Source organism: Mycobacterium sp. 852002-51961_SCH5331710 (assembly GCF_001665535.1).
GTDB lineage: Bacteria > Actinomycetota > Actinomycetes > Mycobacteriales > Mycobacteriaceae > Mycobacterium.
Genome location: NZ_LZSQ01000123.1, coordinates 220,883 through 246,494, shown reverse-complemented (window position 1 = coordinate 246,494; position 25,612 = coordinate 220,883). Strand labels below are relative to the sequence as shown.

Here is a 25,612-nt window from a genome sequence, read left to right as displayed (position 1 = left end):
CGCTAGTGCGCGAAGGGCTGCTGCTGGTTGAAATGCCCGCGCGGTTTGAGCTCGTCGAGGTGGGTCAGCACGGTGGCGAGGTCATCGTGCAGCGCCCGGGCCAGGTCCGCGGAGAATCCCTCGCGCACCACGATGCGCAACATCGTGACGTCGGTGGCACCCTCCGGCATCGTGTACGCGGGCACCTGCCAGCCGAAGGCGCGCAGCCCCTGCGACACATCGAACTCGGTGTAGCCGAAGTCCCCGGCCAGCTTGAAGCTGACCACCGGGATCGCCGATCCGTCGGCGACGACTTCGAAGTGCTTGCTTTCGCGAAGCTGGTCGCCGAGCCACCGCGCGGTCTGTGAAAGGCACTGCATGACTTGCGAATAGCCTTCGCGACCGAGCCGCAGGAAGTTGTAGTACTGACCCACGACCTGGTTGCCGGGTCTGGAGAAGTTCAGCGTGAACGTCGGCATGTCGCCACCGAGATAGTTGACGTGAAAGACCAGGCCTTCGGGTAGGTATTCGGCGCTGCGCCACACCACGAAGCCGATGCCCGGATAGGTCAGGCCGTACTTGTGGCCGCTGACGTTGATGGACACCACCCGCGGGAGCCGAAAGTCCCATTCCAGGTCCGGGTGCACAAACGGCACCACGAAACCGCCGCTGGCAGCGTCGACGTGCACCGGGATGTCGAGTCCGCCGTCGGCAGCCAGCTTGTCGAGTGCGGCGCAGATCTCGGCGATGGGTTCCAGTTCCCCGGTGTAGGTGGTGCCGAGGATCGCCACCACGCCGATGGTGTCCTCATCGATGTTCTCGAGCACCTGCTCGGGGGTGATCACATAGCGGCCCTCCGCCATCGGCAGATACCGGGCCTCGACGTCGAAGTAGCGGCAGAACTTCTCCCAAACCACCTGAACGTTCGCGCCCATAACCAGGTTCGGCGTGCGTCCCTTCCACTTCTCGCCGACGCGCTCGCGCCACCGCCACTTCATCGCAAGCCCGGCGAGCATCACCGCCTCACTCGAACCGATCGTGGAAACGCCGATGGCGCTGGAGGGGTCGTCGTCGCGCAACCCCTCCGCGTGGAAGAGATCGGCCACCATGCACACGCAGCGCTGCTCGATCGCGGCCGTCGCCGGGTACTCGTCTTTGTCGATCATGTTCTTGTCGAACGTCTCGGCCATCAGCCGTTCAGCCTGCGGATCCATCCACGTCGTGACGAACGTGGCGAGGTTCAGCCGGGAACTGCCGTCGAGCATCAGCTCGTCGTGGATGAACCGGTACGCCGCATCGGGATCCATCGCGTCGTCGGGGAGCCGCAGCGACGGCACCGGTGCCATCGCCAGCCGTCCGGTGTAGGCGGGGGCAATCTGCGGCGCGTGGCTGCGCGTGGGCGGCATGAGGGTTCCTCTCGTTACGGACTGGCTTACAAACTGGCTATGGCGGTTCGGACGTGCGCAAGGATGCGTGACGCCGAAGTCGGGGCGGGCCTGGGCCCTGGGTCGGACGCGGCCAGGTTCGCGGCGCGGGCATGGACGAAGGCCGCGGCCGCGGCGGCCTCGCCAGGGGGCAGCCCTGCAGCCAGCAGCGCTCCGATGATCCCGGTCAGCACATCGCCGGATCCCGCTGTGGCGGCCCATGATTGGCCCGCCGGGTTGAGGTACACCGGCCCGCCGGGTTCGGCGATGACGGTCACGTTGCCCTTCAGGAGCACGGTGACGCCGAGGCGGTCGGCGAGCCTGCGGGCGGCGCCGACGCGATCGTCGCCGGGCGGCGAACCGGCGAGGCGGGCGTATTCGCCCGCGTGCGGTGTCAGCACCGTCGGCGCCTCGCGGCCGTCGACCAGATCGGGATGGGCGGCCAGGATCGTCAACCCGTCGGCGTCGACGACCACCGGCAACCCGCTGTCCAACGCGAACCACAGCGCCGCCGCGCCGGTGTCGTCGGTGCCGAGGCCCGGTCCAACGGCCCAGGCCTGTACCCGCCCCGACGCGCTCGGATTCGGCGCCGCGATCACCTCCGGCCACTGCGAAAGAACCTGCTGTCCAGCACTTCCGGCGTACCGGACCATGCCCGACGTCGCCGCGACCGCCGCGCCTGTGCACAGCACCGCGGCGCCGGGGTAGGTGGCCGAGCCCGCAAGGACACCGGTGACGCCCTGGGTGTACTTGTCGTCTTTCGGACCGGGCACCGGCCACCGCGCGGCCGCATCGCCCGCGTCGAACGACATCATGTCGGACCGCGGCAGGTCCAGACCTATGTCGACGAGTTCGACTCGGCCGCAATCGCCCAGCGCATGAACGGGTTTGAGCCCGCCGAACGTCACGGTCAGCGCGGCGCGCACGTGCGGTCCGTCCGTGGCCCCGGTCTGAACGTCGACGCCGCTGGGGATGTCGACGGCGACCACCGGCACGCCCGCGTCGTCGACGGCGGAGAACACGTCGGCGGCGTTCTGCCGCAGCGGACCGGACCCGGAGATCCCGACCACGCCGTCGATGACCAGGTCGGTGCCCGCCGGGACCGTTTCGACGACGCGCCCGCCGGCGGCGGTGAAGGCCGCGAGCGCAGTGCGGTGGACGCGTTCCGGGTTGAGAAGCACTGCGGCGGCCCCGGCGCCGCGGCGGCGCAGGAACGTCGCGGCCCACAACGCGTCGCCGCCGTTGTCGCCGGACCCGACCACGGCGCAGACGCGGCGTCCGGAGACGCCTCCCGTGCGCAGGACGAGGTCCCGGGCGATCGCGACGGCAAGGCCGTTGGCGGCGCGGCGCATCAGGGCACCGTCGGGCAGGGACGCCAACAGCGGCGCTTCAGCCTCGCGGATCTGGTCCGCGGTGTAGTAGTGCCGCATCGTCGACCACGTTAGTAGCAAACCGCTCGGCGGGGCTCAGTTTGGGCCGTCTGCCTTCGCCCAGAAATCCGCTGCCCGTTCGGCGATCTCGGCCGCGTACTCGCCATTGATCGCATGCGAGGCGGCGGGCCACACCTCAACGTCCACCCGCCGATCGACACTCCCATCAGGTGCACCCGGTTGCATCCCAGCCCGGCAACCGCCTCGTCGAGCCACTGCGCCTCGTCGTCGGGTCCGCGGATGGGTTTCTCCTGCACCGACAGGCCCGCCTCGCCCAGCAGGTCGATCCCGATCACGGGCCGGTGTCGTTGAAGGTGCGCGATGTTGTCGTGCCACATCGGGGCGGACGCGTTGCGTCCGGGCAGCAGGATGACCGGCGTCCGGTCGGGCGGCCCGCCGAACCGATGCACCCGCACCGAACCGAACGAGGTTGCCACGTCACGGGATTCGGCGACCGGCGGCAGCTCTGCCATCGCGGCCCGGTATACGCCGAGGAAGTGGGCGCGAGCCCGTTCGTTCTTGAAGTCCCCGACGCGGCCCGGCACTACTCGACGGTGACGGACTTGGCCAGGTTGCGGGGCTTGTCGACGTCGTAACCCCGAGCCTGTGCGACGCCCGCAGCGAACACCTGCAGCGGGATGGTCGACAGCAGCGGCTGGAAAAGCGTTGACACCGCGGGGATCTCGATCAGGTGGTCGGCGTACGGGCGGACGGTGTCGTCGCCCTCCTCGGCGATCACGATGGTGACCGCGCCACGCGCCTGGATCTCGCGGATGTTCGACAGCAGCTTGGCATGCAGCATCGGCGAGTTCTTCGGCGACGGCATCACGACGATGACCGGGAGCTCGTCTTCGATGAGCGCGATCGGGCCGTGTTTGAGCTCGCCGGCGGCGAAGCCCTCGGCGTGCATGTACGCCAGCTCCTTGAGCTTGAGGGCACCTTCGAGCGCGACCGGGTAGCCGACATGCCTGCCGAGGAACAGCACGGTCTGCGACTGCGCGAAGCGGTGGGCCAGCGCCTTGACCGGTTCGACGGTCTCCAGCACGCGGCTGACCAGGTCGGGCATGGCCTCCAGCTCGCGGTACTCGCGCTCGACCTCGTCGGGGTATTTCGTGCCGCGCGCCTGCGCCAGGGCAAGCCCGACAAGATAATTCGCGGCGATCTGAGCGAGGAACGTCTTGGTCGACGCCACGCCGATCTCGGGCCCGGCGCGGGTGTAGAGCACCGCATCGCATTCGCGCGGAATCTGGCTGCCGTTGGTGTTGCAGATGGCCAGCACCTTGGCCTTCTGCTCCTTAGCGTGCCGGACGGCCTCCAATGTGTCGGCGGTCTCACCGGATTGCGAGATCGCCACCACCAGGGTGTGACTGTCCAGAACGGGGTCGCGGTAACGGAATTCGCTGGCGAGTTCGGCCTCGACGGGCAACCGGGTCCAATGCTCGATCGCGTACTTGGCCAGCAGCCCCGAGTGGTACGCGGTGCCGCAGGCCACGACGAAGACCTTGTCGACCTCGCGCAGTTCCTGATCGGAGAGCCGCTGCTCGTCGAGCACGATGCGGTTGTCGGCGAAGTGGCCCAGCAACGTGTCGGACACCGCGGCGGGCTGCTCGGCGATCTCCTTGAGCATGAAGTACTCGTAGCCGCCCTTTTCGGCCGCCGACATGTCCCAGTCGATGTGGAACGCCCGGGCGTTCGCGCCGTCGTCCACGCCGTCGAAGTCGGTGATGCGGTATCCGTCGGCGGTCACCACCACCGCCTGGTCCTGGCCGAGCTCGACGGCGTCACGGGTGTGTTCGATGAACGCGGCGACATCGGAACCCACGAACATCTCACCGTCGCCCACGCCGAGCACCAACGGCGTGGAGCGCCGCGCCGCGACGATCGTGCCCGGGTCGTCGGCGTTGGCGAACACCAGAGTGAAATGTCCCTCGAGGCGGCGCAGCACCGCGAGCACCGAGGCGGGGAAATCGCCCGCGGTGGGGCCGTGGTGGAACTGCCAGGCGACCAGGTGCACCGCGACCTCGGTGTCGGTGTCGCTGGCGAACTCCACGCCGGTCTTCTCGAGTTCGGCCCGCAGGGCGGCGTAGTTCTCGATGATCCCGTTGTGGACGACGGCGATCTTGCCTGCGGCGTCGCGGTGCGGGTGGGCGTTGCGGTCGGTGGGCCTGCCGTGCGTCGCCCACCGGGTGTGGCCGAGGCCCGTGCTGCCGCCGAGGCTGGACGCGTCGGTCTCGGTCAGCGCGGCTTCGAGGTTGGCCAGCCGACCGGCCCGGCGTCGCACCGTGAGCCCGCCGTGGCCGTCGAGCAGGGCGACGCCCGACGAGTCGTATCCGCGGTACTCCATCCGGCGCAGCGCATCGACGACGATGTTGCAGGCAGGACGCTGCCCGACATAGCCGACGATTCCGCACATAGGCATTCAGGGTAGTGCAAGAGCCGCCGGAAACCCTGTGGGCTACGGTCGTCTGGTGGCCAGCACGAAGAAGCTGTTCAAGGCCCTGACTCGCCGCGGCCCGCACCGCGTTTTACGAGGTGACCTGGCCTTCGCCGGGCTTCCCGGTGTGGTGTTCACCCCCGAGGCCGGACTCAACCTGCCGGGCGTCGCCTTCGGTCACGACTGGCTTGCCGGCGCCGACCGCTACCACGGCACGCTGGAGCACCTGGCCTCGTGGGGCATCGTCGCTGCGGCGCCGGCGACCGAAACCGGACTGGCCCCGTCGGCACTCAACTTCGCCTATGACCTGGGCACAACGCTCGACATCATCACCGGGGTGCGGCTGGGCCCTGGCGAGATCAGCGTGCAGCGCAGCAAGCTCGGGGTGGTCGGGCACGGGTTCGGCGGGTCGGCGGCGGTCTTCGCCGCGGCGGGGCTGCCCACCAAGCCGAAATCCGTCGTTGCGATATTCCCCACAGTCACCGCACCGCCCGCCGAGGAGCCCGCGGCGAGCCTGCAGGTGCCCGGTCTGGTGCTCAGCGGGCCGGGCGACCCGATGACGCTACGGTCCAATGCGGTCGAGCTGGCCAGGACCTGGAAGACGGCCACCCTGCGCACGGTCAGCAAGGCGAAGCCGGGTGGGCTGATCGAGGGCCGCCGGCTGGCGCGCGCCGTGGGCCTGCCGGGCGCCGACCGCAGCACCCAGAAGGTGGTTCGTGCGCTGATCACCGGGTTTCTGCTGCACACACTGACCGGCGACAAGACCTACCGCGACTTCGCCGACCCCGACCTTCCCCTGCCGAAGGCCCCGAACGTCGATCCGTTCTCCGAGGATCCGGTGGACCTCGAGAACAAGGTCGTCGCGCTGCTGAAGCCCTGACCCCGTGCCAACCAACCGGTTGGGTGTATAACTCGATGATGCGCACCGGGATCTTCCTCAACTACACCGATGGCTTCCTGCAGGCGGTGGATCAGGTCGTCGAGCTCGAGAAGGTCGGCGTCGACCTCGCCCTGGTCGCCGAGGCGTACTCCTATGACGCGATCAGCCAGCTCGGCTTTCTGGCCGCCAAGACCTCGCGCATGGAACTCGGCACCGGAGTCGTGCCGATCTACGTCCGCACGCCGACGTTGTTGGCCATGACGGCGGCGGGCCTCGACTACGTCTCGGGCGGCCGCTTCCGGCTCGGCATCGGCACGTCCGGGCCTCAGGTGATGGAGGGCTTCCACGGCGTGCCGTTCGACGCCCCGCTGGGACGCACCCGTGAGGTCGTCGAGATATGCAGGCAGGTCTGGCGTCGCGAACGCGTGCAGTTCGACGGCAAGCACTATCAGATCCCGCTACCCAGCGATCAGGGCACCGGCCTGGGCAAGCCGTTGCAGTTGATCAATCACCCTGTGCGCGACCGCATCCCGGTCACTATCGCGGCACTGGGTCCGAAGAACGTCGAACTCACCGCCGAGATCGCCGACGGGTGGCAGCCGGTGTTCTTCTATCCCGAGCAGGCCGACGCGGTGTGGGGCGAGGCGCTGCGGGCCGGCTTCGCCAAGCGCGATCCGTCGTTGGGTCCGCTCGACGTCATGGTCAGCGCGCCCCTGGCCATCGGCGAGGATGTCGACGACCGGTTGTCGTGGGTCAAGCCGCAGTTGGCGCTGTACATCGGGGGTATGGGCGCGCGGGGCCGCAACTTCTACCACAACCTGGCCACCCGCTACGGGTACGGCGATGTCGCGAACACCATCCAGGACCTCTACTTGGCGGGCAAGAAAGCCGAAGCGATCGCGGCGGTGCCGGATGACTTGGTGCGCAACGTCTCGCTGGTCGGGCCGCGCGGGTTCGTCAAGGAGCGGTTGGCGGCTTTCGCCGAAGCCGGTGCGACGACGCTTCTGCTGCAACCACTTTCGGTCGACCGTCGCGAAATCGTCGGATTCGTCGAGGAACTGCACGGCCTGCTGCCATAGGCCCGATTACGCCGAACGCCGCTCGCCGGGGTACAGTGGGTGAAGCGGCATCTTCTGTTCTGCCTTTTGCCGCTTCTCGATCGTCACACCGAGCGCCGCGGATCATCCGCGCCGGGCAGGACGACCACACTGAACTTTCGGAGTTTTTACTTGTCTGTGCAATCCCCCTGTGGCACAACCGTGCCCACGTTCGCTGACCTCGGCCTCCCGAAGACCGTCGTCGACACTCTGGCTGCCAACGGCATCGATTCGCCCTTCCCCATTCAGGCCGCGACGCTGCCCGACTCGGTGGCAGGTCGCGACGTTCTCGGCCGCGGTCGCACCGGATCCGGGAAGACGTACGCGTTTCTGCTGCCGGTGGTGACGAGGCTCACTGCGAGCCCGTCGAAGCGGGTCCCCGGCCGTCCGCGGGCGCTCATCCTCGCGCCGACCCGTGAACTGGCCGCTCAGATCAGCGCGTCGTTGGCGCCGCTGGCGGCGGCCACCAACCTGCGCTCGGTGACGATCATCGGCGGCGTCGGACCCAATCCTCAGATCGCGGCTCTGCGCCAGGGCGTCGACATCGTGATCGCCTGCCCGGGCCGGCTCGAAGATCACGTCAAGTCCCGCCATGCCGACCTGTCGGCAGTCGAGATCACCGTGCTGGACGAGGCCGACCACATGGCCGACCTCGGCTTCCTCCCGCCAGTGAAGCGACTGCTGGACAAGACCCCTCGCAACGGACAGCGGATGCTGTTTTCGGCCACCCTCGACGGCGGCGTCGACGTGCTGGTGAAGCGCTACCTGAACAATCCCGTTGTGCACAGCGTCGATTCGGAGCAGTCGCCGGTCACCGCGATGGAGCACCACGTGCTTCACGTCGACAAGGCGTCCCGTTTGGGCGTGCTCGCCGACCTTGCCGCTTCGCCGGGCCGGACGATCGTCTTCGCGCGCACCAAGCACGGCGCCAAAAACCTTGCCCGGCAGCTGAACTCGCGCGGCGTCCCCGCGGTCGAGTTGCACGGCAACCTGTCGCAGAACGCGCGGACCCGCAACCTCGCCGCGTTCTCCGACGGTTCGGCGACCGTGCTGGTCGCCACCGACATCGCCGCGCGCGGCATCCACGTCGACCACGTCAGCCTCGTGGTGCACGCGGACCCGCCCGTCGAGCACAAGGCCTACCTGCACCGCTCGGGCCGAACGGCACGCGCCGGGGCCGACGGCACCGTGGTGACGCTGATGCTCGACGAGCAGGTGTCCGATGTGCGGCAGCTGACCCGCAAGGCCGGCGTCAAACCGACCATCACCCGTTTCAGCGGCTCGTCGCATCCGGTGCTCAACGAAATCGCACCCGGCGATCGGACTTTCGGCGACCCGATCGTCGCCAGCCGTCCCGAGCCCACACGGCCGCACCAGCCATCGTCCCCCAGGGGCCGGCAGCAGCGGCGGCGGCGCCCGCAGCGTTCGCGTCGTCCGGCGAACGCCTAACGCCTGGCCACGATCTCGGCCAGCAACGCGACCACCACGCCGAAAGCGAAGTACAGCGGCACCAGCCACGGTGCGACGCCGAAGAGGCCGTCGCAGGCTTCGTGGTACGCGAACAGGCCCGCCTTCGCGATGACGATCTCGACGACGGGCCCGATGACCGCGGCCAGCACGCCGCACACGACCGCCGGCCCGTCGCCCAGTGCACACCAGGTGATGGCCGCGAGCGTGACGATCAGCGCGGTGGCCGGCACGGCGGGTGCGGTGTGGATCAGCCCGGTCGTGACGTATATGCCCAGCACCGCCGCCACGCCGGCCAGACCTTGTCGCGCTGTCACGTCGGCGCGCGGCGACGGTAGGTGAAGCCGGAGTTCGGCGAGCGACACCGTCGCCAATGCAACCAGCACCGGAAACCAGATCGGGCTGCTCCATACGAACGGCACCGCATCGGTGAAGTACTCGGTGGTGCCGGTGACGACGTGGCTGTGGTCGCCGACGAGCGACGCCGCCGCGCCCAGGGCTAAGAAGAACAGCACGTCTCGCAGCCGCAGCTTCATCAAAGGGACGCTACCGCGCAAACCTCTCGGGGGTTGAAAGTTGCGGGACGCAGCAAACTTTCGAGCCGGTATTCCGTTGTGCCAACACGTGATTGTCACCGTTTCGGTCCCCGAACTGTGATCTCACATTGAGTATCATCAGGCAATCCGGGGTACCCGGGGTTCACTCCTGAAGGGGGTGCGGCAATGGTCACGACAACCTACCCACCGCTCATCAGCTCAGAGCGTTGCGCGCGAAGCCCCGCGACGTCCCGAAGTCTGAAGCGTCTCGAACACGGCCACTTCTGGTGCGATCACTGCGGTACGAACCATCGCAGCCGGTTGATCGCCGCCGAGTGCGTCCGCCTGCTGGTGAACGGCCCCGACCAGCGCACCTGAGCGAGGTCATTCGCCGACCTGCGGTAGCTCGTCGGCAGCGATCTCGCACGGCGTCCCAGCGGTCGGCGGCTCAGCCGGCACGGCCAATGGTTCCGGCGGCGCGGGCGGTTCGGGCACCGGTGGTTCGGGCGGCACCGTCGCCGCGGGCGGTTCCTCGACCGGTGCCTCGGCCGCCTCCGCGGGCACAGCGGCGCACACGGGCTCCTCGACCTTCGGCTCCTCGGGTTCCGCCCCGTCCTCCTCGTCTTTCTCTTCTTCCTTGTCTTTCTCTTCTTCCTCGGCGTCCTCGGCGTTGTCCTCGGCCAGCTCCTCGATATCTGACTGCGCCGGATGGTCGAGTTCGGCGTCCAGCGCGCCCTCGCCCAGGAGCCCGCCGAGCAGATCACTGAGTTGCTGTCCGACACCCGAGAACGCACCGCCGAGGTCGGGCACTCCCCCGCCGAGCGAGGGCAACTGAGAGGCGGCGGGCGGCTCGGTCGGTGGCGGCGGCGTCCCGGGCAGCGGCGGCGGCGTCGCGGGCAGCGGTGGTGGCGTCGCGGGCAGCGCCGGCGGCGCCGGTGACACAGCAGCGGGCGCGGCCCATCCGGCAGGCGTGACGGGAGCGGGCGCCATGCCCGTCGCAGGCGGTGGGGGCGTGGTGTCGGCCGGGCCGAGCTGGCCGGGGACGTCGAACACCGCGCCCGTCTCCGGCGCGAGCTGCGCCACCACCGCCTCGTAGGCCGCCTCGATCGCATCGGAGGCCGCCCGCATCGCCGCAAGCCAGTCACCGCCGACCACGGTGTCCACGAACTGTTTCACCTCGTGATCCACCAACTCACTGGCCACCGCCCGATCGCCGGCCCCAATGGTGACGGTCTGCGCCGCCGCCAACCAGTCGGCGCGCCGGGCTTGCACGCCGTCGCCGATGGCCGTCACCTTCGCGACCTTGTCGTCCACCGCGGTCCACAGGCGCTCGCGCAGCTCCGCCAGTGCGGACGCGGCGGTCCGGACCGCCGTCGCGGCGACGGTCGCTGCCTGCCCGTGGCGGCGCAAGAACTCGCGGGATGCGCTAGCCCCCGCCCCCTGCCATGCGGTCGACAGCGTATCCAGCTGACCTTCGTGACGTGCGAGCGCATCCTCTGCCGCGCTCGCCACCGATTGCATTGCCGCACAATCGGTCTCGAGAGCACCCAGATCCAGACCGTCCTCGGCGGCGTACCAGTCGCGCAGCTGGCCGGGGTGCGCTGTCAGGTCCGGATGTCGGTAGCCGAGGCACTGGCACGCGAGGACGTACTGCTCGAGCTCGGCGACACCGGGTGCCCCGTCGGCCAAACGCGCTGTGGTGTCGAAGCTCTCAGTCATGTCACCCCAACCGTCCCGCGGCGTGGGCGTCGGCCTCGGTGTAACGCTCGACGGAGACCCGCAGCGCGGAGGCGATCTCGGCCGACGCGCGTGACCACGCCCGTAATTGGTTCACGACGTCCTCGACCGCCGAACGCACCGCGTCGCCGTGTGCGACATACGAACGACCCGCACCGGCCCCGCCGAACGCCAAGCCGCTCAGGTGTGTTCGCACGGCGGCATCGACGATGTCGGCTGCGCTCTGGTACTGCCTCGACACGCTCAGCAGCGCGGCGGCGTCGACACGTGATGCGTCCATATAGGAGTTGGACGCGCGGCGACGGCGGCCGGTTCCACGCTCAGCGTTGCGCGCTGACCTGCTCGGCAACTCGTACCGCGAGTTGGCGCGCGGTGTCCTCGTCGGCCGCTTCCACCATCACGCGCACGACTTGCTCGGTTCCCGAGGGCCGCAACAGAATTCGGCCGGTATCGCCGAGTTCGGCCTCGACCTCGGCCACCGCGGTGCGGACCGACGGCGCATCGGCAACCGTCGTCTTGTCGGCCACCTGAACGTTGATCAGGACCTGGGGCAGCGTCCGCATCGGCTCGGCCAGGACCGCCAGCGGGGAACGGGTCTGCGCCATCCGCGACATCAACCGCAGACCGGTGACGATGCCGTCGCCCGTCGTGCCCAACGCGGGCATGACGATGTGACCCGACTGTTCACCGCCGAGCGCGAACCCGCCGGCGCGCAACTCCTCGAGGACGTAGCGGTCCCCGACGCTGGTGGTGCAGACCTCGACGCCGGCCGCGCGCATGGCCAGATGCAGGCCGAGGTTGCTCATCACCGTCGTCACCAGGGTGTTCGACGACAGTTCGCCGCTCTCCTGCATGGCCAGGGCGAGGATCACCATGATCGCGTCACCGTCGATCACGCGACCGTGCGCGTCGACGGCCAGGCATCGGTCCGCATCGCCGTCGTGCGCGATGCCCAGATCGGCTCCGTACGACACGACCGCGGACCGCAGGCTCTCCATATGCGTCGAGCCGCAGCGTTCGTTGATGTTGAGCCCGTCAGGCTGGGCGTTGATGGTGATGACATTGGCGCCCGCGGCGCGGTAGGCCTGCGGCGCGGCGGCCGACGCGGCGCCGTTGGCGCAGTCGACGACGACGGTCAGCTCGTCGAGCCTGGTGGTGACGGCCTTGCTGACATGCCGCAGATAGCGGTCCAGAGCGTCGTCGGCGTCGACTACCCGACCGATCCGCGCACCCGTGGGGCGCTCGCCGGGGCCCTGGCTGACCAGCTCCTCGATCCGGTCCTCGGTGGCGTCGTCGAGCTTGTGGCCACCGGGCCCGAAGATCTTGATGCCGTTGTCGGGCATCGGATTATGGGAGGCGCTGATCATGACGCCGAAATCGGCGTCGTAAGCGCTGGTCAGATAGGCGACGGCCGGGGTGGGCAGGATCCCGACGCGGAGGGCGTCGACGCCTTCGCTGGCCAGTCCGGCGATGACGGCGGCCTCGAGCATCTCCCCGCTGGCCCGCGGGTCGCGGCCGACGACGGCCACGCGCCTGGCGTGTCCGCCGGCCGTCGCCAACCGGCGCGCCGCGGCGGAAGCGAGGGCCAACGCCAGCTCAGCGGTCAGATCCTGGTTGGCGACGCCGCGCACCCCGTCGGTGCCGAACAGTCGAGCCATGCCGACAAACTTCTCACAGATGGCGGCCGGAGAGCCAACCGCGCGTGTCGGGGGCCGTGCCGTCGCCGAATCGGTATCCAGACGCGACTCACCGCCCGCATCCGGGGCGATACGGGCGGTGAGCCATCGGTTTGACGGTCAGCCTCCGAGAATGCCGAGAATCTGGTTCAGCAGATCGATGATCGGCTGCAGCGGATTCGGGGGCACGGGAAGTCCACCGGCCAGCGAGCACAGCAGCGAACCGAGCAGACCGCCACCCGGATCGGCGGTGATGTTGAGAACGACCTGGTTGAGGTCAACGATGAGGCCGAGCAACTCCAGATGCAGCGGCCCCAGCACCAGGTTCAGGACGTCGCAGACGGCCTGCTGGCTCGCGAAGCGGACCTGGTCGTCCTGACCGCTTCCGGTCGTCGCCGATGACGGCGCAGCCTCTCCGCCGGGCGCGGAGATCTCGTTGACGGGCATCGAGAAATCCGAGATGTTCACATCTTGGGCGGCACCCCGATCGCCAGGTTGATTCCCCTGTTGCGGTTGCCCGGGCGAAACCAGCTTGCCGGTCAGCTGACCGGTCAACGCGATGCCGGTGTTCGACGAGGTCGCGCCGGTGGCATCGGCTGTGGCCGGTCCGGACTGTTGGGTCACTTCCTTGGCGGCCGTGGCCACGAACTGCCCGTTGAACTTGACCCCATCCGGGCCGGTTCCCTGCACCTGGACAACGTTCTTCTTGCCCACGCCCGGCGGCTGCGCTGCCGACGTTCCGATGCCGGTGACACCCCCCACCAGAACCAACATTGCGGCACTCACCAAGACGGTGAGCAAACGTGTCATGAAAATTTTCATGATCACTCCATTCATATTTTCAGGAAGCAGCGACCCGGCCCCCCGACTGCTCCTGACGTCACGCCGGTGGCGGCAATGGACCGCCCTGCGCGCAGCATCCGTGCTCCCGCGCAGGTGGTTCCTCTTGCCGGCGGAGTCGAAACGGCATTTGCCGATAAAATTTTCGTCTGCGTAAGTTTGTCGATGCTGCCTAATTAGCTATGCAATCAACATCAAGCGCGTCGCCCCAAGCCCCAGCGCAGTTAGCTGATCACACAAAAGTTCACCGGCCAGCAAAAGTTTTTTTCAATACCGTTGACGCCACCGAGCCCCTGGAAACGACTCACCGCCCGCATCCGGGCGGATGCGGGCGGTGAGGTTGCGCTCTTAGCTGCCGCCGTTCTCGGCGGTCGGGGCAGCCGTCGGCGAGGTCGTCGGCGACTCGGTTGTCGGCGTTGCCTCACGCTGGCGGTCCTGACCCGGTGCATTCTCGGAGTGACCCGGTCCGTTCTGCTGGATCGCGACCGTGCCGAGGGTGTTCGTGCACACCGTCTGATCGGTGCCCTCGGTGTCGGCGGCCTGCGCCAATGCGTTGACCGAGTTCACGTCGGTGTGGCACACATCGGCGGCGATCTGCGCCGCGGCGGTCACGTCGACGTCCTCGAGGACACCGGCGTTACCGAACGAGACGTTGACTCGGCTGTCGTTAGCCGTGTCCGGCTGCGCCATGGCCATACCCATGCCAGCGGTGAAGAGCAGCGATCCGCCCAACACGGCGCCTGCGGTCAACTTCTTCGCGTTCTGCATCCATCACTCCTTTTCAGTCCGGAGGCGACGATCCGGTCACCCACGAGGGGCGACTGGGTCGTATCGGTGGCAGTTGCGGTCTGCCGCGCGTGCAGCGCCGCCGCCTCCAACCCCGGTGCATTTACTACGGGAGGGCAAGCGAAACCGGATTCGGCCGAATTGTGAGATAGCCCGCAGCGCTTCTTGAATGCAAAACCGCCGGGCGTGCGGTGCACACCCGGCGGTTTCGCGGCTTGATCAGCGCTTGCTGTACTGAGGCGCCTTGCGGGCCTTCTTGAGGCCGTACTTCTTGCGCTCGATGGCCCGCGGGTCGCGGGTCAGGAAGCCGGCCTTCTTCAGCGCGGGCCGGTCCTCCGGCTGCACCAGGATCAGCGCCCTGGCGATCGCCAGACGCAGCGCACCGGCCTGGCCGGACGGTCCGCCACCGTCGAGGTGGGCGTAGATGTCGAAGCTGTCCACCCGGTCGACGGTGACCAGCGGGGCCTTGATGAGCTGCTGGTGAACCTTGTTCGGGAAGTAGTCCTCGAGGCTGCGCCCGTCCAGGTTGAACTGGCCCGTTCCGGGAACCAGACGCACCCGAACGACCGCCTCCTTGCGCCGGCCGACGGTCTGGATCGGGCGGTCGATGAAGACGGGCTCGCGTGGGGTCGCCTCAGCGGCGGCCTCGGTCACGGCATCAGTGTTGTCGTCGGTCATCTCAACTGGCTGAGTCACTGGGCCACCTGCTTGATCTCGTACGGAATCGGCTGCTGGGCGGTGTGCGGATGGTCCGGCCCGACATAGACGCGCAGCTTCTTCTTGACCTGGCGGCCGAGTTTGGTGTGGGGAATCATGCCCAGGATCGCGCGCTCGACGACCCGGTCGGCGTGCTTCTCCATCTCCTGAGCGAGCGAGCGCTTGCGCAGACCACCGGGATAACCCGAGTGGCGGTAGAAGAACGTGCGGTCCGCCTTGTTTCCGGCGATGGCGATTTTCTCGGCGTTGATGATGATGACGAAGTCACCACCGTCGACATTCGGCGTGTATGTCGGCTTGTGCTTGCCGCGCAGCAAAGTGGCTGCTGCAACGGCGAGCCGGCCGAGCACCACGTCGGTGGCGTCGATGACGTACCACGAACGCGTGGTGTCACCCGCCTTCGGCGTGTACGTAGGCACAGCGCTACCTCTCCTCTATCGGGTTTCGAGTCCCGGTGACCCGGGTGCCGGTCAGGCGTATTCGGTGGGGCTGATCTCGGCGACCGACGTTGACCCGAGAACCCGTGCTTACCGCACGCCAACGAGGCAGCTTACCTGGACGCGTCGTCGCAGGTCAAAACGCGCATCGGCCCTCGCTGCTCCAACGATAGGGAAATCCCCGATTCCTTTTCGTTCCCGTCGCCCTAGCGTCGTCGCCGGGGGGACAGCAAACCGGCCGTCTCACATCCGATTGTCCAAGATCTCAATGGAGTGAAAATGATTCGTGGCTTGATCGTTGCCGCATTCGTCGTCGCGGCAACCGCCGCCGGGGCCGCCACCGCATCCGCGGACACCTACTACAAAAACTGCTCCGCCGCCCGCGAGGCCGGCGTGGCGCCGATCATGCAGGGCGAGGACGGCTACGCCCCGCACCTGGACCGCGACGGCGACGGCATCGCCTGCGAGTAGTCGACGGTGATGCGCCACCGTGGCCGCTCTCCTCGACCACGGTGGCGCGTACCGTGTGGTCGCCCGGCTCCCCTCCAGTCGAACCGCACAAACCTCTCGGCGTCAGAAACCCCACGCGCCTGCGGCGCTGCGGTCGGTCGCGGCCACATCGTCGGCGCCGTCGCGGACAGCGTTGCCGAGGCTGAACAGGATCTCGTTCAGCGCTCCGGCCGCCTGCTCCCATCGGGCCTGTTCGATGCGGTACGCATCAGCCGCCTGGCGGGTCCACACCTCTTGCAGCGGCGCGATCTGCGCACGCAACTCCTCGAGCGCGTTGTTCAGCCTCGCCGAGGTGGCGTGAATCTCCTGACGGACGGTGTACTCGATTTCGTCGAAGTTGTACGACAACACGTTTTCCATGACCGCTCCTTACAGGTGATTGGCCACCGCGCCGATGCGCTGCGAGTGGCTTTCGTTGGCTTCCCGCAGCGTCTGTTCGTTGAGCCGGATGGTCTCGGCGATGCGTTGCAATGAGGCATGCAGTTTCAGGGATTCGGCATTCCACCGGTCGACGACGTCGCGGAAGCGTGCCGCCGCGACGCCGCCCCATACCGAGGGCGGCACGGCGCTCATCCGAGCGATGAACGACTGCAGCATGGCTCGGATCTCGTCGTTGCGCGTGTCGGTCTGATCGGCGACCGCTGCCATCATGTCGAAATCGGTGTTGAGCGAACCGCCTTGCGGTGCCGTCATGGGGATCCTTTCTTTGGACTCTGACTGATACGACGCACCGGGCGGCGGTCCGGTTCCACCCGATTTTCAGGTGATTGCGTGCGCGGACCTGATCGCCTGATCGCATACGTCGCGGACCCTCTCCTCGTCCCCCGGTGCGGTCTGACATCCGATGGCGATGCGGACACCGGCGTCGGCGAGAACCGTCCACGCGACGTGATGGTCGGGGCGCAGTTCGCGATAGGTCACGGCGGTTCTGCCCGCCCGAGAGTCGACCGGCTTGAAGTCGACGAAGACATCGCCGGGTTCGTCGGACAGCGCGTTGCGCAGCGAGGCGGCGGTCTGCGTGAGGTCCGCCTCGGGTGGGCCCAGCGACTGGGTCAGGTGCAGTGCGACGTCGTCTGACGGTGAAGTGATCTGCACCCGAGCCGAACCCGGCCCGGCCGTGATGTGCTCCACCGGCCACCCTGCCGGCACCACCACCTGAACTCGCCCCTCCGCCAACACGGTTGACGCAATGTCCGGCGCTCGGTCACCACCAGCGCGCAACCCGAAAGCACCGCACACCGCGACCGTCGACGCGACGACACCGACCACCACGGCCGTCCGCCGCGGTCGGTTCGCGTCGGAGACGGCGACCGTGTGGTCCGGTGTCGGCGGTGCCTGATCGATGGCGCGAACCTCGACGAGTCGCGCCTCGATTCCGTTGTGCCGCAACCGAGTGAAGATGTCGTTGGTCAACGGTCCACCGGGCCCGTCGATCAACACTGGGCCCGCCGAAGCCGCCGCTGCCACCACCTGCTCGACCACCCCCTGACCGACGTTCGCGATGACGACGGCCCGTTCGCCGGGACGGGTGACAACGATCAACTCCGGGGCGATTTCCACGACGGTGGCTCGCGTGCGCCCCTGGAGCAGCGCGGTTCGACCGATCACCTCGACGTCCGGTGCCGCCGTCGCGTGGCGGACGCGGTCGATCCGAGCGCTCGACCACCACGTCGGGCAGACGAGGACGACGGTGTCGGCGTCACCCACCGCGACCCGCATCAGCTCGGTCCAGAGTTCCGGCACGGATACGGCGCGCTCGCCGACCAGCACGAGTTCGTCGTCGATCGCATCGAGCGCCGCTGAGACCAGTTCGGCGTCGGCCGGATTCGGACTGCGGACAGTGGCCGGTCCCACCTCGACGACGACACGGCTCATGGCGGCTCCACCCAACCGATCTGAATGAGTCGCTCGCCGTCACCCCGGGTGATCAGCGTGCCGCGCCCCGGTGGCTGCGCCGACGGCCGAACCGACCCCAGCAGTACACCGTCGTCCGGGCTCGCGCTCATCATCACGCCGAGGCATCCGATCTCCCGCATCCGCGAGAGAAGTGGATCGAACATCGCCCGCGCCGCGCCTCCGGACCGGCGGGCGATGATGACGTGCAGGCCGAGGTCGGCGGAGTGCGGCAGGAGGTCGGCCAGCGGGGCCAGCGGGTTGCCGGTCGCGGCGGCCACCAGGTCGTAATCGTCGACCACGAGGAAGATCTCGGGCCCAGACCACCACGACCGGTCACGCAACTGCTGCTGCGTCACGTCCTCGCCCGGCATCCGGGCTTCCAGCGTCGCAAGCAGTTTGGGCATACGTGTGGCCAACGCCGCGGGCGATGCCGCATATCCGGCGAGGTGCCCGGATTCGACGACGCCGAGCAGCGAGCGACGGAAGTCCACGATCTCCAGCCGCGCCTGCTCGACGGTGCGGATTCGGACGATCTCGTGACACAGCAGTCGCAGCAGCGACGTCTTGCCGCAAGAGCCCTCCCCGAGTACCAGCAGATGTGAATGCTCGGTGAAATCGATGCTCACCGGGCGCAAGTCACTCTCATGGAGACCGAGCACGATCCGCTGCCTGCACTGTGCCGAGCAGGTCGCGACTCGTTCGGCGTGATCCACCAGTGTCGGAAGCAGCTCGATGCGGGGGGCGTGCCGTCCGGTCCACCGCTTCCTGCATCGCTCGACGGTCGCCGCCACCGCCTCCCCCAGCCCTTCGGCTGCGGCCACACCGTCCCAGCGCGGCAGCGCGATCGCCATCTCCCGACCGTCGGCGGTGATCCCCCTCCCCGGCGGACAATCGATCAGCGTGCGGGCCCGGCGGCGATCCATCTCGGACTCGGCCGGATCGCCGAGTCGGAGTTCGATGCGCGTCGCGATCTGGTCCCTCAGCGCCGGCCGCAGTTCGGCCCATCGCGATGCGGTGATGACCACATGCACGCCGAACGCGAGTCCCTGTGTGGCGATCGCGGTGATCGACGCCTCCAGCGGCTCGAGATGCCGGCGTAGCTGACTCCAGCCGTCCACGACGAGAATCACATCGCCGTAGGGGTCGTCGGCCACGGCCGGATCGTGTGCGGCGCGCAGTGCGCGGTAGTCGGCCATCGACTCGATTCCCGTTGCGCGAAAGAGGTTTTCCCTCGACCGGATCAACGCTTCGGCCACCGCGACGGTGCGCCGGCACAGATCGATGTCTGCGTGGCCCGACACAGCCCCGACGTGCGGGAGCCGGGCGAGTCCGGCCAATGCACCGCCGCCGAAGTCCAGGCAGTACAGCGCGATCTCTCCGGGGGCGTGCGCCTGTGCGAGGGACAGCATCAGTGTTCGCAGAGCCGTCGACTTACCCGACTGGGGCGCACCGACGACGGCAACGTGTCCGGAAGCCATTTGCGCGATGAGCAGATCGCGGCGCTGGTGGAAGGGATCGTCCACCAGCCCAATGGCGGCGCTGAGCGCGGGTCGGCCGCCGGGCGGCGTGATGAGGTCGAGCGTCGGAGGCGCGGCCAGCGGCGGCAACCATACCGGGTGCGCCGCCGCCCCTCGACCGGCGAGCCGTTCCAACACCACGTCGAACACGGTTCGGGTCTGCGCCGCGTCGTGATGGTCAGGAACCGGTTCGGACGTGGCGGAGAAGATCATCGGTTCCCGGTCATCCGAACGCGATTGGCGGCACGGGCCGGAGACGAACGCCGTCTGGAACCGGGTCAGGTCACCGGCGGCCGTCTTCAGCAGCGCCGCGCCCGGGGCCCCCGGAAGCGTGTGCGCGTCGGCGACGCCGAGCACGGCACGGGATTCGCTCGCGGAGAAAGTCTTGAGGCAGATCCGGTACGACAAGTGGGTGTCCAGGCCGCGGAGCCGCCCCTCGTCGAGCCGTTGACTGGCGAGCAACAGGTGGATGCCCAGTGATCGGCCCAGCCTGCCGATCGCGACGAACAGTTCGGCGAAGTCGGGATGTTGGCTGAGCAGCTCGGAGAACTCGTCGACGACGACGAACAGCGCGGGCAGGGGCGGCAGCGCGCTGCCGCTCGCACGAGCGTTGGCGTAGTCGGTGGTGTTGGCGAAATTGCCCGCCGCACGGAGCAGTTCCTGCCTGCGGTGGACCTCACCGGCGAGCGCGTCGCTCATCCTCGCGACGAGGTGCGCTTCCCCCGCCAAGTTCGTGATCACGGCGGCCACATGCCGCGCCCCTTCCATGCCGAGGAACGTCGCGCCGCCTTTGAAGTCGACGAGGACGAGGTTGAGCACATCAGGCGGATGCATCGCGATCATGCCCAGAACCAGTGTGCGCAACAGTTCGGACTTGCCGGATCCGGTGGCGCCGACACACAGCCCGTGCGGGCCGATGCCGTTGTGGGCGGCCTCGTTGATGTCGATCGAGATAGGTGATCCGTCGTCGGTGACGCCGATGGGTACGGCCCGCACCTGACGTGTCTGCGCCCAGAGTGTCTCCGCGACAAGCTCGGTGGGTCGCTCGATGTGCATCAGGTCGAGCCAGCCGCCGCGGACCGGAGCGTCGTCGAGTCGGTGACCGGCCAACCGGCGCGCACAAACCGTCGCCTGCGCCAACGTCATGAAGTCCGGCGTGCATCCGAGACCGCCGCCGACGGTCAACTTCTCGGCGTCGAGATGCATCCGCAGCACGTCGTCACCCGAGCCGGTTCCGACTTCGAGGACCGTGACACCGCCGGTCGCCGATGAGCGTCCGTGACCGTCGACGACGACCACGAGGTGCTGCTGGGCCGACGGGTGCGGCGAAGACCGGTACTGGGGAAGCCATTTGAGCCACTCCCACAAGTGGCGCGTTCCACGGTCGGTGACGGCCGCGACCGCTATGGAATCGCTCGCGTGATGTGCCGCGAGTTGGCACACCATCGCCCGCACCAATCCCCGCGCACGCTCGACATCACCGTCCACCGCGATCACTGGATGCCGGAGCAACGGCATCGCAATCGGCATATCGCCGAGGATCGAGCGCTGCCGGATCAGCGTGCGCACCGCGGACACCGTCACCGGGTCCTGCTCGTCGACGCCGCCGAGATCGGGCTCCGACAACGGTGCGCGCAACGGTTGCTCGCCGACTCCTACCCGGGCGCAACAGAAGTCCGCGTCGTCGGGTCGTCGTGGGTCCCAGAGCCGACCGCCCACCGACGCCCACAGCGACTCCGGCGCCGGGTGGCGCGAAAGCTGTTCCCGGCGTTGGTCAACCGCCCTCGCGACGATCTCGCCGTCGAGCTCATCGAGATAACGCAGGTAGCTTCGCCGATTTCGGTCGATCTCAGCGGATCGTTCCGCCCCACCCCTGGCGCCGTACACCACTGTGCCGAGGACCGACATGACCATCATGACGGGGAAGAACATGAACATCGGCGCCCGCCCGGCCGTGGCCCCCGACGTGAAGTACAGGGCCGTCATGCCGACGGTCGCGACGAGCATGGCCAGCGGCAACAGGCGCGCGACGGGATTGGTTGACGACGCCTTCGGCAGCGCCGGTGGAGGTTTCACGACGACACCGCGTGTTTCAGTGGGCAAGTCCATCGATGACTCGGACGCGGACGGAGGGGATTTGGTTCCATCCACAGCCCGGAAAGGACGTGCAGCGCGGGCACCGCCGGACGCGTTACGGTGACGACGCGGCGTCACAAGGGGGGATGCGATGCCTGATTCACGCTGCCGGGTCAGCGTTCATGTCGACGACGTCGGCGCGACGACCGTCGATCTGACGCTTCCGGCCCGGGCCTGTGTCGGCGACATGCTCCCGTCGATCATCGACCTGACCCGTGCCGGTCCGCGCGATCCCGCTGTGCGCTGGCGACTTCGCCGAGTCGACGGATCGTCACTGGATGAATCGCTGACACTTCCGGACAACAACATTCGTGACGGCGAGCTGCTGTGGCTCAGCACGGAGACCATTCCGGAGCCGGTCTTCGTCGATCGGGATGCCGGCGGCACCGTGGCCAGGCTGCGACCGACGAACGACGGCGCCCCGGGGATGCTGTGTGTCGGAGGCAGCGTGGTCGCGGCCGGACTCGGCGGTATCGCGCTCCTGACCGCGGGAAGCGGGGGTTCCGTTCTCGCCGGCACCGCACTGACCGGGGTGATGATGACCGCCGCGCTGGTGGCGCGCCGCACCGTCCCGGAACCGTTGGTGTGCACCGCCTTCAGCGTGCTGACCGCACTATCGGCGGCGGTGACGGGTGCGGTCGTGGTGCCCGACGGAGCGCTCCATGCGCATCTGCTGCTGGCGTCGGCTGCGGCGCTGACCGCCGCCGTCGTGTGCCTGCGCTTCACGGGTCGCGGTCATATCCCGCTCACCGCGATCGCCACCGCATCGCTGCTGTGCACCGCGGTTTCGGCCGCGTCGGTTGCGTGGCGTCTCGACGGTCTCGACTCGGGCGCGTTGTTTGCGACGATCGCGCTGGTGACTGTTGGTTCGTCGCCAAGGCTGGCCATCAAGCTCACCCGCGGCGGCTCCGAGCCGCCGGACGAGCGCCATGCCGCCCGCGCGCATGACCTGCTGACCGGGATGCTCGCCGGGGCATCGACCGCCGTGGTCATCGGCACCGTGTTCGTCGGCTACGGCGCGTTGGCCGCGCGGGAGCTCTCCATCCCGGCTGCGACGTTCGACGGCGTCGTCGGTGCAGCGCTTCTCCTGCGCACTCGTACGCACATCGGAACGTCTCGTCGTACCGCGCTGGGCATATGCGGATTCGGATCGCTCGCAGCAGGATTCGCTGTCCTGGTGGTGGCCATGCCGGGTCATGCCCACTGGCTCGGCGCCCTGGTCGTTGCCGCGGGCACCGGTTTCCTGATCCCGTTACTCCGGATCGCGCCCGGTCTGGTCGCCTGCCGCACGGTCGAACTGGCCGAGTACGCGGTGCTGGCGACGGTCATCCCGCTGGGCTGCTGGATCGCCGGCATCTTCGGTCTTGTCCGCGGCCTGGCCCTGGCGTGAATCGCGTACTTCGTGTTGTCCTCGCCGTGGCGTTCGCCTCGGCCCCGCTGACGGGCACCCCCAGGGCGACGGCGATAACCCCACCGGCGGTGGACAAATCACTGCTCCCTCCATCGCAGTCGCCGGTTCCCCCGCGACCCACCGTGCAGACGGAGGCGTGCACGGTCTCTCGAAAAGCGTCGCCCGCCGGGGAGGTCGGCGGCCAACTCGACGACCTAGATCTGCAGTCGGTGTGGCCACTCACCCGCGGAGCCGGCCAGACCGTCGCAGTGATCGACACCGGTGTGGCGCGCCACCGCCTGCTGCCGCGCCTGCTGCCCGGCGGCGACTACGTGTCGAGTGGCGACGGCACCGAGGACTGCGACGGTCACGGAACGATCGTCGCGGGTATCGTCGGCGCCACACCGGATTCCGCCGAGACGGACGCCTTCAGCGGTATCGCACCTGACGCAGCGATCATCGGCATTCGGCAGTCGAGCGCCAGGTTCAGCGAAGAAGGCGCTCCGGCATCCGGTTTCGGAGACGTCGACACGCTCGCGCGCGCGGTGCGCACCGCGGCGGACATGGGCGCGACCGTGATCAACATTTCGACCGTTGCCTGCGTCCCTGTCGGCACGCCTCTCGATGACGGCGCCCTGGGCGCCGCGCTGGCCTACGCGGTGGACGTGAAGAACGTCGTCGTGGTGGCCGCGGCGGGCAATGTGGGCGCCGCCGGACATTGTGAGCACCAGAACCCTACGCAACCGGGTCGACCGGTCTGGGACGACGTCAACGCAGTGGTGAGCCCCGCCTGGTACGACGACCATGTGCTGACGGTCGGATCGGTCGGACCGAACGGCGCGCCTTCGTCATTCACCTTGGCGGGTCCCTGGGTCGACGTCGCCGCCCCCGGCGAGCGGGTGGTGTCGCTGGATCGTGACGGTGACGGTCTCGTCGCCGTGACTCCGACGGCTTCGGGTGAGAAGCCGCTCGCGGGAACCAGTTACGCCGCTCCCGTGGTCACGGGTGTCGTCGCACTTCTGCGGTCGCGCTCACCGCAGTTGACGGCCCGTGAGGTCATGCGGCGCATCGAGGACACGGCCCACCACCCCGCCGCCGGGTGGGACCCCCAGGTCGGCCATGGCGTCGTCGATGTGCTCGCGGCGGTGACCGGTGGCGGCCCAACCGGCGCGCACTCCGAGCACCCGGCCACGGTATCGCTGCCCCGGCCGTCGCCGACCGACGAACAGGCGGCGAGCGTCGCGGTGCGCGGCGCAGCCCTCTGCCTGGCTGCCGCAACGGCCGTCATCGTAATGACGTTGTCGTCCAGACGGTTACGGCGCTCCGGATCCGTCCCGCGCGACTGAGGCGGCATCGACACTCAGCTCCGGCCCGCGCGGCAACCGGGCCAGCAGCGGCCACGGTGCGGGCACCGGGTCGCCGGTCAGCCCGAGACGCCGAGCCGTCTCCTCGTCGCGGATGCCAAAGACTGCACCCGCATCGTTGACCATGAACAGCGTTCCGGTGCGTGCACCGTCACCGCTCACCCCCACCGCCCGCACATATGCGCTGCGGCCCCCGCTCATCGCAAAGCCGTCGATCGCGGTGCCGTCGTCGTCGGCCTGGGCCAGCCGCACCGCGGGCACATCGGGTACCGCGTCGACGGTAATCGTCTCCGTCACGACGGACTTTGCGCTCGCCGACCAGGACCACCGTCCGCACACCACCGGATCGTCGATCGGATGCGCGCGATCGGGAAAGTGTCCTACGGGCAACTCTCCCACGACGGGGACGGTGCCGATGATGCCCGGCTCGACGGTGACGATCTCGTGCGCGTGCTGAGGCTGAGTGAATCGAATGAGGTCGGCCGCCACCATCCCGATCCGCTGCACTCCCGCTCCCAGCACCACGTAGTGCTCCCACGCCTCGGCACGCGGTACCCGGATCACGGCTCCGATCCGCAACCGGTGCAACGGCGCCGGCGCGGGCGCACCGGCGTCGCGGATGGCGGGCGCCTTGATCTCGGGCACCTCCGGCACGGTGTCGAGCAATGCGCGTGTAACCGGCCGCGGCACAACGCCGTCGAGCGCGAGCGCACGGACGACCGCCGGGCTGCGCAGGTCGACCTTCGCGCGTCGACCATCGAAGAGCAGGTACGTTTGCGCCTCGTCTGCCGAACTGACCAGTACGCCACCCTCAGCGGCGCGTGTGTCGCCCACAGACCCGATGAGTACGGTCGATGACCCCGAATCGTCCTCGCACACCATCCATGTCGATTCGTCGCCGGTCAGCGGCGAGCCGATCGCATCGGGAGCGCCCGGGATGCCGAGCGCCGCGCCCCTGGGGGCGGCCCCGACGGCCGAGCCGCTGACGAGCCGGGGCTTGGCGGTCGAACCGGCGATCAACCGAGCCGACGCGAGGTTCGGCACCGGGTGCAGGGTCCGGTCGACCCGCACGTACAGGGCGCCGCTGTCGCGCACCATCACGATCGGGTCATCGCCGAGTGCCCCTCGCGGCTGCAGGAACGCCAGGACGGCGGCGACCCCGAGCCCGATGACCGCAAGGATCGAGCCGGTAAGCAGCGAAAGCGCCTGTGCGCGCATGGGATCATCGACCATCCGCACATCGCCGCGAACCAGTGCGTGTTCCAAGCGCCGCAGCAGGAACCGGTGCGCGCTGATCTGCACGCCGGTGGTCGATCGCCCCGTCATCACTCCCCCACGGAAAGCCTAAGGGCCGCGAAG

At 68.6% G+C, this 25,612-nt stretch carries 23 protein-coding genes; 6 read left to right on the top strand and 17 right to left on the bottom strand.

All coding sequences use genetic code 11. From position 1 onward, the window contains the following. Positions 1-2: 2 nt before the first annotated feature. From gad to glmS, 4 genes are read right to left on the bottom strand one after another with little or no spacing between them, the layout of a single operon-like run. Entirely contained in the window at positions 3-1,385 is a 1,383-nt protein-coding gene (gene gad, locus A5752_RS24190; protein WP_067091226.1) for a glutamate decarboxylase, read from the bottom strand. A 26-nt stretch (positions 1,386-1,411) separates the two neighbouring features. Next, the gene (locus tag A5752_RS24185) at positions 1,412-2,833 is read right to left on the bottom strand and encodes an NAD(P)H-hydrate dehydratase (RefSeq protein WP_067091223.1); all 1,422 of its coding nucleotides are present in this window, start codon (positions 2,831-2,833) and stop codon (positions 1,412-1,414) included. Positions 2,834-2,844: 11 nt separating this feature from the next. Then, the gene (locus A5752_RS24180) at positions 2,845-3,378 is read right to left on the bottom strand and encodes an alpha/beta fold hydrolase (protein WP_067091220.1); all 534 of its coding nucleotides are present in this window, start codon (positions 3,376-3,378) and stop codon (positions 2,845-2,847) included. Next, positions 3,378-5,246, bottom strand: coding sequence for a glutamine--fructose-6-phosphate transaminase (isomerizing) (glmS, locus tag A5752_RS24175; protein WP_067091218.1), 1,869 nt, complete (start codon positions 5,244-5,246; stop codon positions 3,378-3,380). The genes A5752_RS24180 and glmS overlap by 1 nt, the downstream gene beginning before the upstream one ends. Positions 5,247-5,301: 55 nt before the next feature. On the opposite strand from glmS, the gene A5752_RS24170 reads away from it, so the two are divergent. The 3 genes from A5752_RS24170 (at position 5,302) to A5752_RS24160 (ending at position 8,693) form a co-directional block, all read left to right on the top strand. Then, positions 5,302-6,147, top strand: a complete 846-nt coding sequence (locus A5752_RS24170; RefSeq protein ID WP_067091215.1) for a dienelactone hydrolase family protein — start codon at positions 5,302-5,304, stop codon at positions 6,145-6,147. 38 nt (positions 6,148-6,185) lie between these two features. Further along, entirely contained in the window at positions 6,186-7,226 is a 1,041-nt protein-coding gene (locus A5752_RS24165; RefSeq protein WP_067091212.1) for an LLM class F420-dependent oxidoreductase, read from the top strand. A gap of 180 nt (positions 7,227-7,406) precedes the next feature. Further along, positions 7,407-8,693, top strand: a complete 1,287-nt coding sequence (locus A5752_RS24160; RefSeq protein ID WP_067091210.1) for a DEAD/DEAH box helicase — start codon at positions 7,407-7,409, stop codon at positions 8,691-8,693. On the opposite strand, the gene A5752_RS24155 is transcribed toward A5752_RS24160, so the two are convergent. The 8 genes from A5752_RS24155 to rplM all read right to left on the bottom strand — a co-directional run bounded on the left by A5752_RS24155 (position 8,690) and on the right by rplM (position 15,422). Next, complete coding sequence (locus A5752_RS24155) at positions 8,690-9,247, bottom strand: diacylglycerol-binding protein (RefSeq protein WP_067091207.1); 558 nt, start codon at positions 9,245-9,247, stop codon at positions 8,690-8,692. The two genes, A5752_RS24160 and A5752_RS24155, sit on opposite strands and share 4 nt — an antisense overlap. 384 nt (positions 9,248-9,631) lie before the next feature. Further along, positions 9,632-10,966 carry a hypothetical protein gene (locus A5752_RS24150; protein ID WP_067091204.1) on the bottom strand — a complete coding sequence of 445 codons (1,335 nt, stop codon included), beginning with the start codon at positions 10,964-10,966 and terminating at the stop codon, positions 9,632-9,634. A gap of 1 nt (position 10,967) precedes the next feature. After that, a complete protein-coding gene (locus A5752_RS24145; RefSeq protein WP_067091201.1) occupies positions 10,968-11,264 on the bottom strand; it encodes a type VII secretion target in 297 nt (98 codons plus the stop codon). Between the two features lie 40 nt (positions 11,265-11,304). Next, a complete protein-coding gene (gene glmM / locus A5752_RS24140; RefSeq protein ID WP_067091199.1) occupies positions 11,305-12,642 on the bottom strand; it encodes a phosphoglucosamine mutase in 1,338 nt (445 codons plus the stop codon). 138 nt (positions 12,643-12,780) lie between these two features. Then, positions 12,781-13,482, bottom strand: a complete 702-nt coding sequence (locus A5752_RS27810; protein ID WP_197500712.1) for a hypothetical protein — start codon at positions 13,480-13,482, stop codon at positions 12,781-12,783. A 366-nt stretch (positions 13,483-13,848) separates the two neighbouring features. Further along, positions 13,849-14,268: a hypothetical protein gene (locus A5752_RS24130; RefSeq protein WP_067091194.1), complete on the bottom strand. Its 420-nt coding sequence runs from the start codon at positions 14,266-14,268 to the stop codon at positions 13,849-13,851. 237 nt (positions 14,269-14,505) lie between these two features. Beyond that, positions 14,506-14,964: a 30S ribosomal protein S9 gene (gene rpsI / locus A5752_RS24125; RefSeq protein ID WP_082964039.1), complete on the bottom strand. Its 459-nt coding sequence runs from the start codon at positions 14,962-14,964 to the stop codon at positions 14,506-14,508. Between the two features lie 14 nt (positions 14,965-14,978). Continuing rightward, positions 14,979-15,422 carry a 50S ribosomal protein L13 gene (rplM, locus tag A5752_RS24120; protein WP_067091191.1) on the bottom strand — a complete coding sequence of 148 codons (444 nt, stop codon included), beginning with the start codon at positions 15,420-15,422 and terminating at the stop codon, positions 14,979-14,981. 297 nt (positions 15,423-15,719) lie between these two features. Here rplM and A5752_RS24115 point away from each other — a divergent pair, with 297 nt between their 5' ends. After that, positions 15,720-15,911, top strand: coding sequence for an excalibur calcium-binding domain-containing protein (locus A5752_RS24115; protein WP_064413289.1), 192 nt, complete (start codon positions 15,720-15,722; stop codon positions 15,909-15,911). A 102-nt stretch (positions 15,912-16,013) separates the two neighbouring features. Here the strand turns inward: A5752_RS24115 and A5752_RS24110 are convergent, their stop codons facing one another. The 4 genes from A5752_RS24110 to eccCb all read right to left on the bottom strand — a co-directional run bounded on the left by A5752_RS24110 (position 16,014) and on the right by eccCb (position 21,472). Beyond that, positions 16,014-16,310, bottom strand: a complete 297-nt coding sequence (locus A5752_RS24110; protein WP_067091188.1) for a WXG100 family type VII secretion target — start codon at positions 16,308-16,310, stop codon at positions 16,014-16,016. A 9-nt stretch (positions 16,311-16,319) separates the two neighbouring features. Continuing rightward, on the bottom strand, positions 16,320-16,643 hold the full coding sequence (locus A5752_RS24105) for a WXG100 family type VII secretion target (RefSeq protein WP_067091185.1): 324 nt from the start codon (positions 16,641-16,643) through the stop codon (positions 16,320-16,322). A gap of 66 nt (positions 16,644-16,709) precedes the next feature. Beyond that, positions 16,710-17,825 (bottom strand): type VII secretion-associated protein, encoded by a 1,116-nt coding sequence (locus A5752_RS24100; RefSeq protein ID WP_067091184.1) that lies wholly within the window; start codon positions 17,823-17,825, stop codon positions 16,710-16,712. Then, a complete protein-coding gene (eccCb, locus tag A5752_RS24095; RefSeq protein ID WP_067091181.1) occupies positions 17,822-21,472 on the bottom strand; it encodes a type VII secretion protein EccCb in 3,651 nt (1,216 codons plus the stop codon). Before eccCb ends, A5752_RS24100 begins: the two co-directional genes overlap by 4 nt. Positions 21,473-21,590: 118 nt before the next feature. Here eccCb and A5752_RS28110 point away from each other — a divergent pair, with 118 nt between their 5' ends. Together A5752_RS28110 and mycP are read left to right on the top strand one after the other, a co-directional pair. Next, positions 21,591-22,889: an EsaB/YukD family protein gene (locus A5752_RS28110; RefSeq protein ID WP_067091179.1), complete on the top strand. Its 1,299-nt coding sequence runs from the start codon at positions 21,591-21,593 to the stop codon at positions 22,887-22,889. Beyond that, positions 22,886-24,235 carry a type VII secretion-associated serine protease mycosin gene (gene mycP, locus A5752_RS24085; RefSeq protein WP_067091176.1) on the top strand — a complete coding sequence of 450 codons (1,350 nt, stop codon included), beginning with the start codon at positions 22,886-22,888 and terminating at the stop codon, positions 24,233-24,235. The genes A5752_RS28110 and mycP overlap by 4 nt, the downstream gene beginning before the upstream one ends. Here mycP and eccB read toward each other — a convergent pair. Then, positions 24,203-25,579 carry a type VII secretion protein EccB gene (eccB, locus tag A5752_RS24080; RefSeq protein WP_067091518.1) on the bottom strand — a complete coding sequence of 459 codons (1,377 nt, stop codon included), beginning with the start codon at positions 25,577-25,579 and terminating at the stop codon, positions 24,203-24,205. The genes mycP and eccB overlap by 33 nt on opposite strands. Positions 25,580-25,612 lie beyond the last annotated feature (33 nt).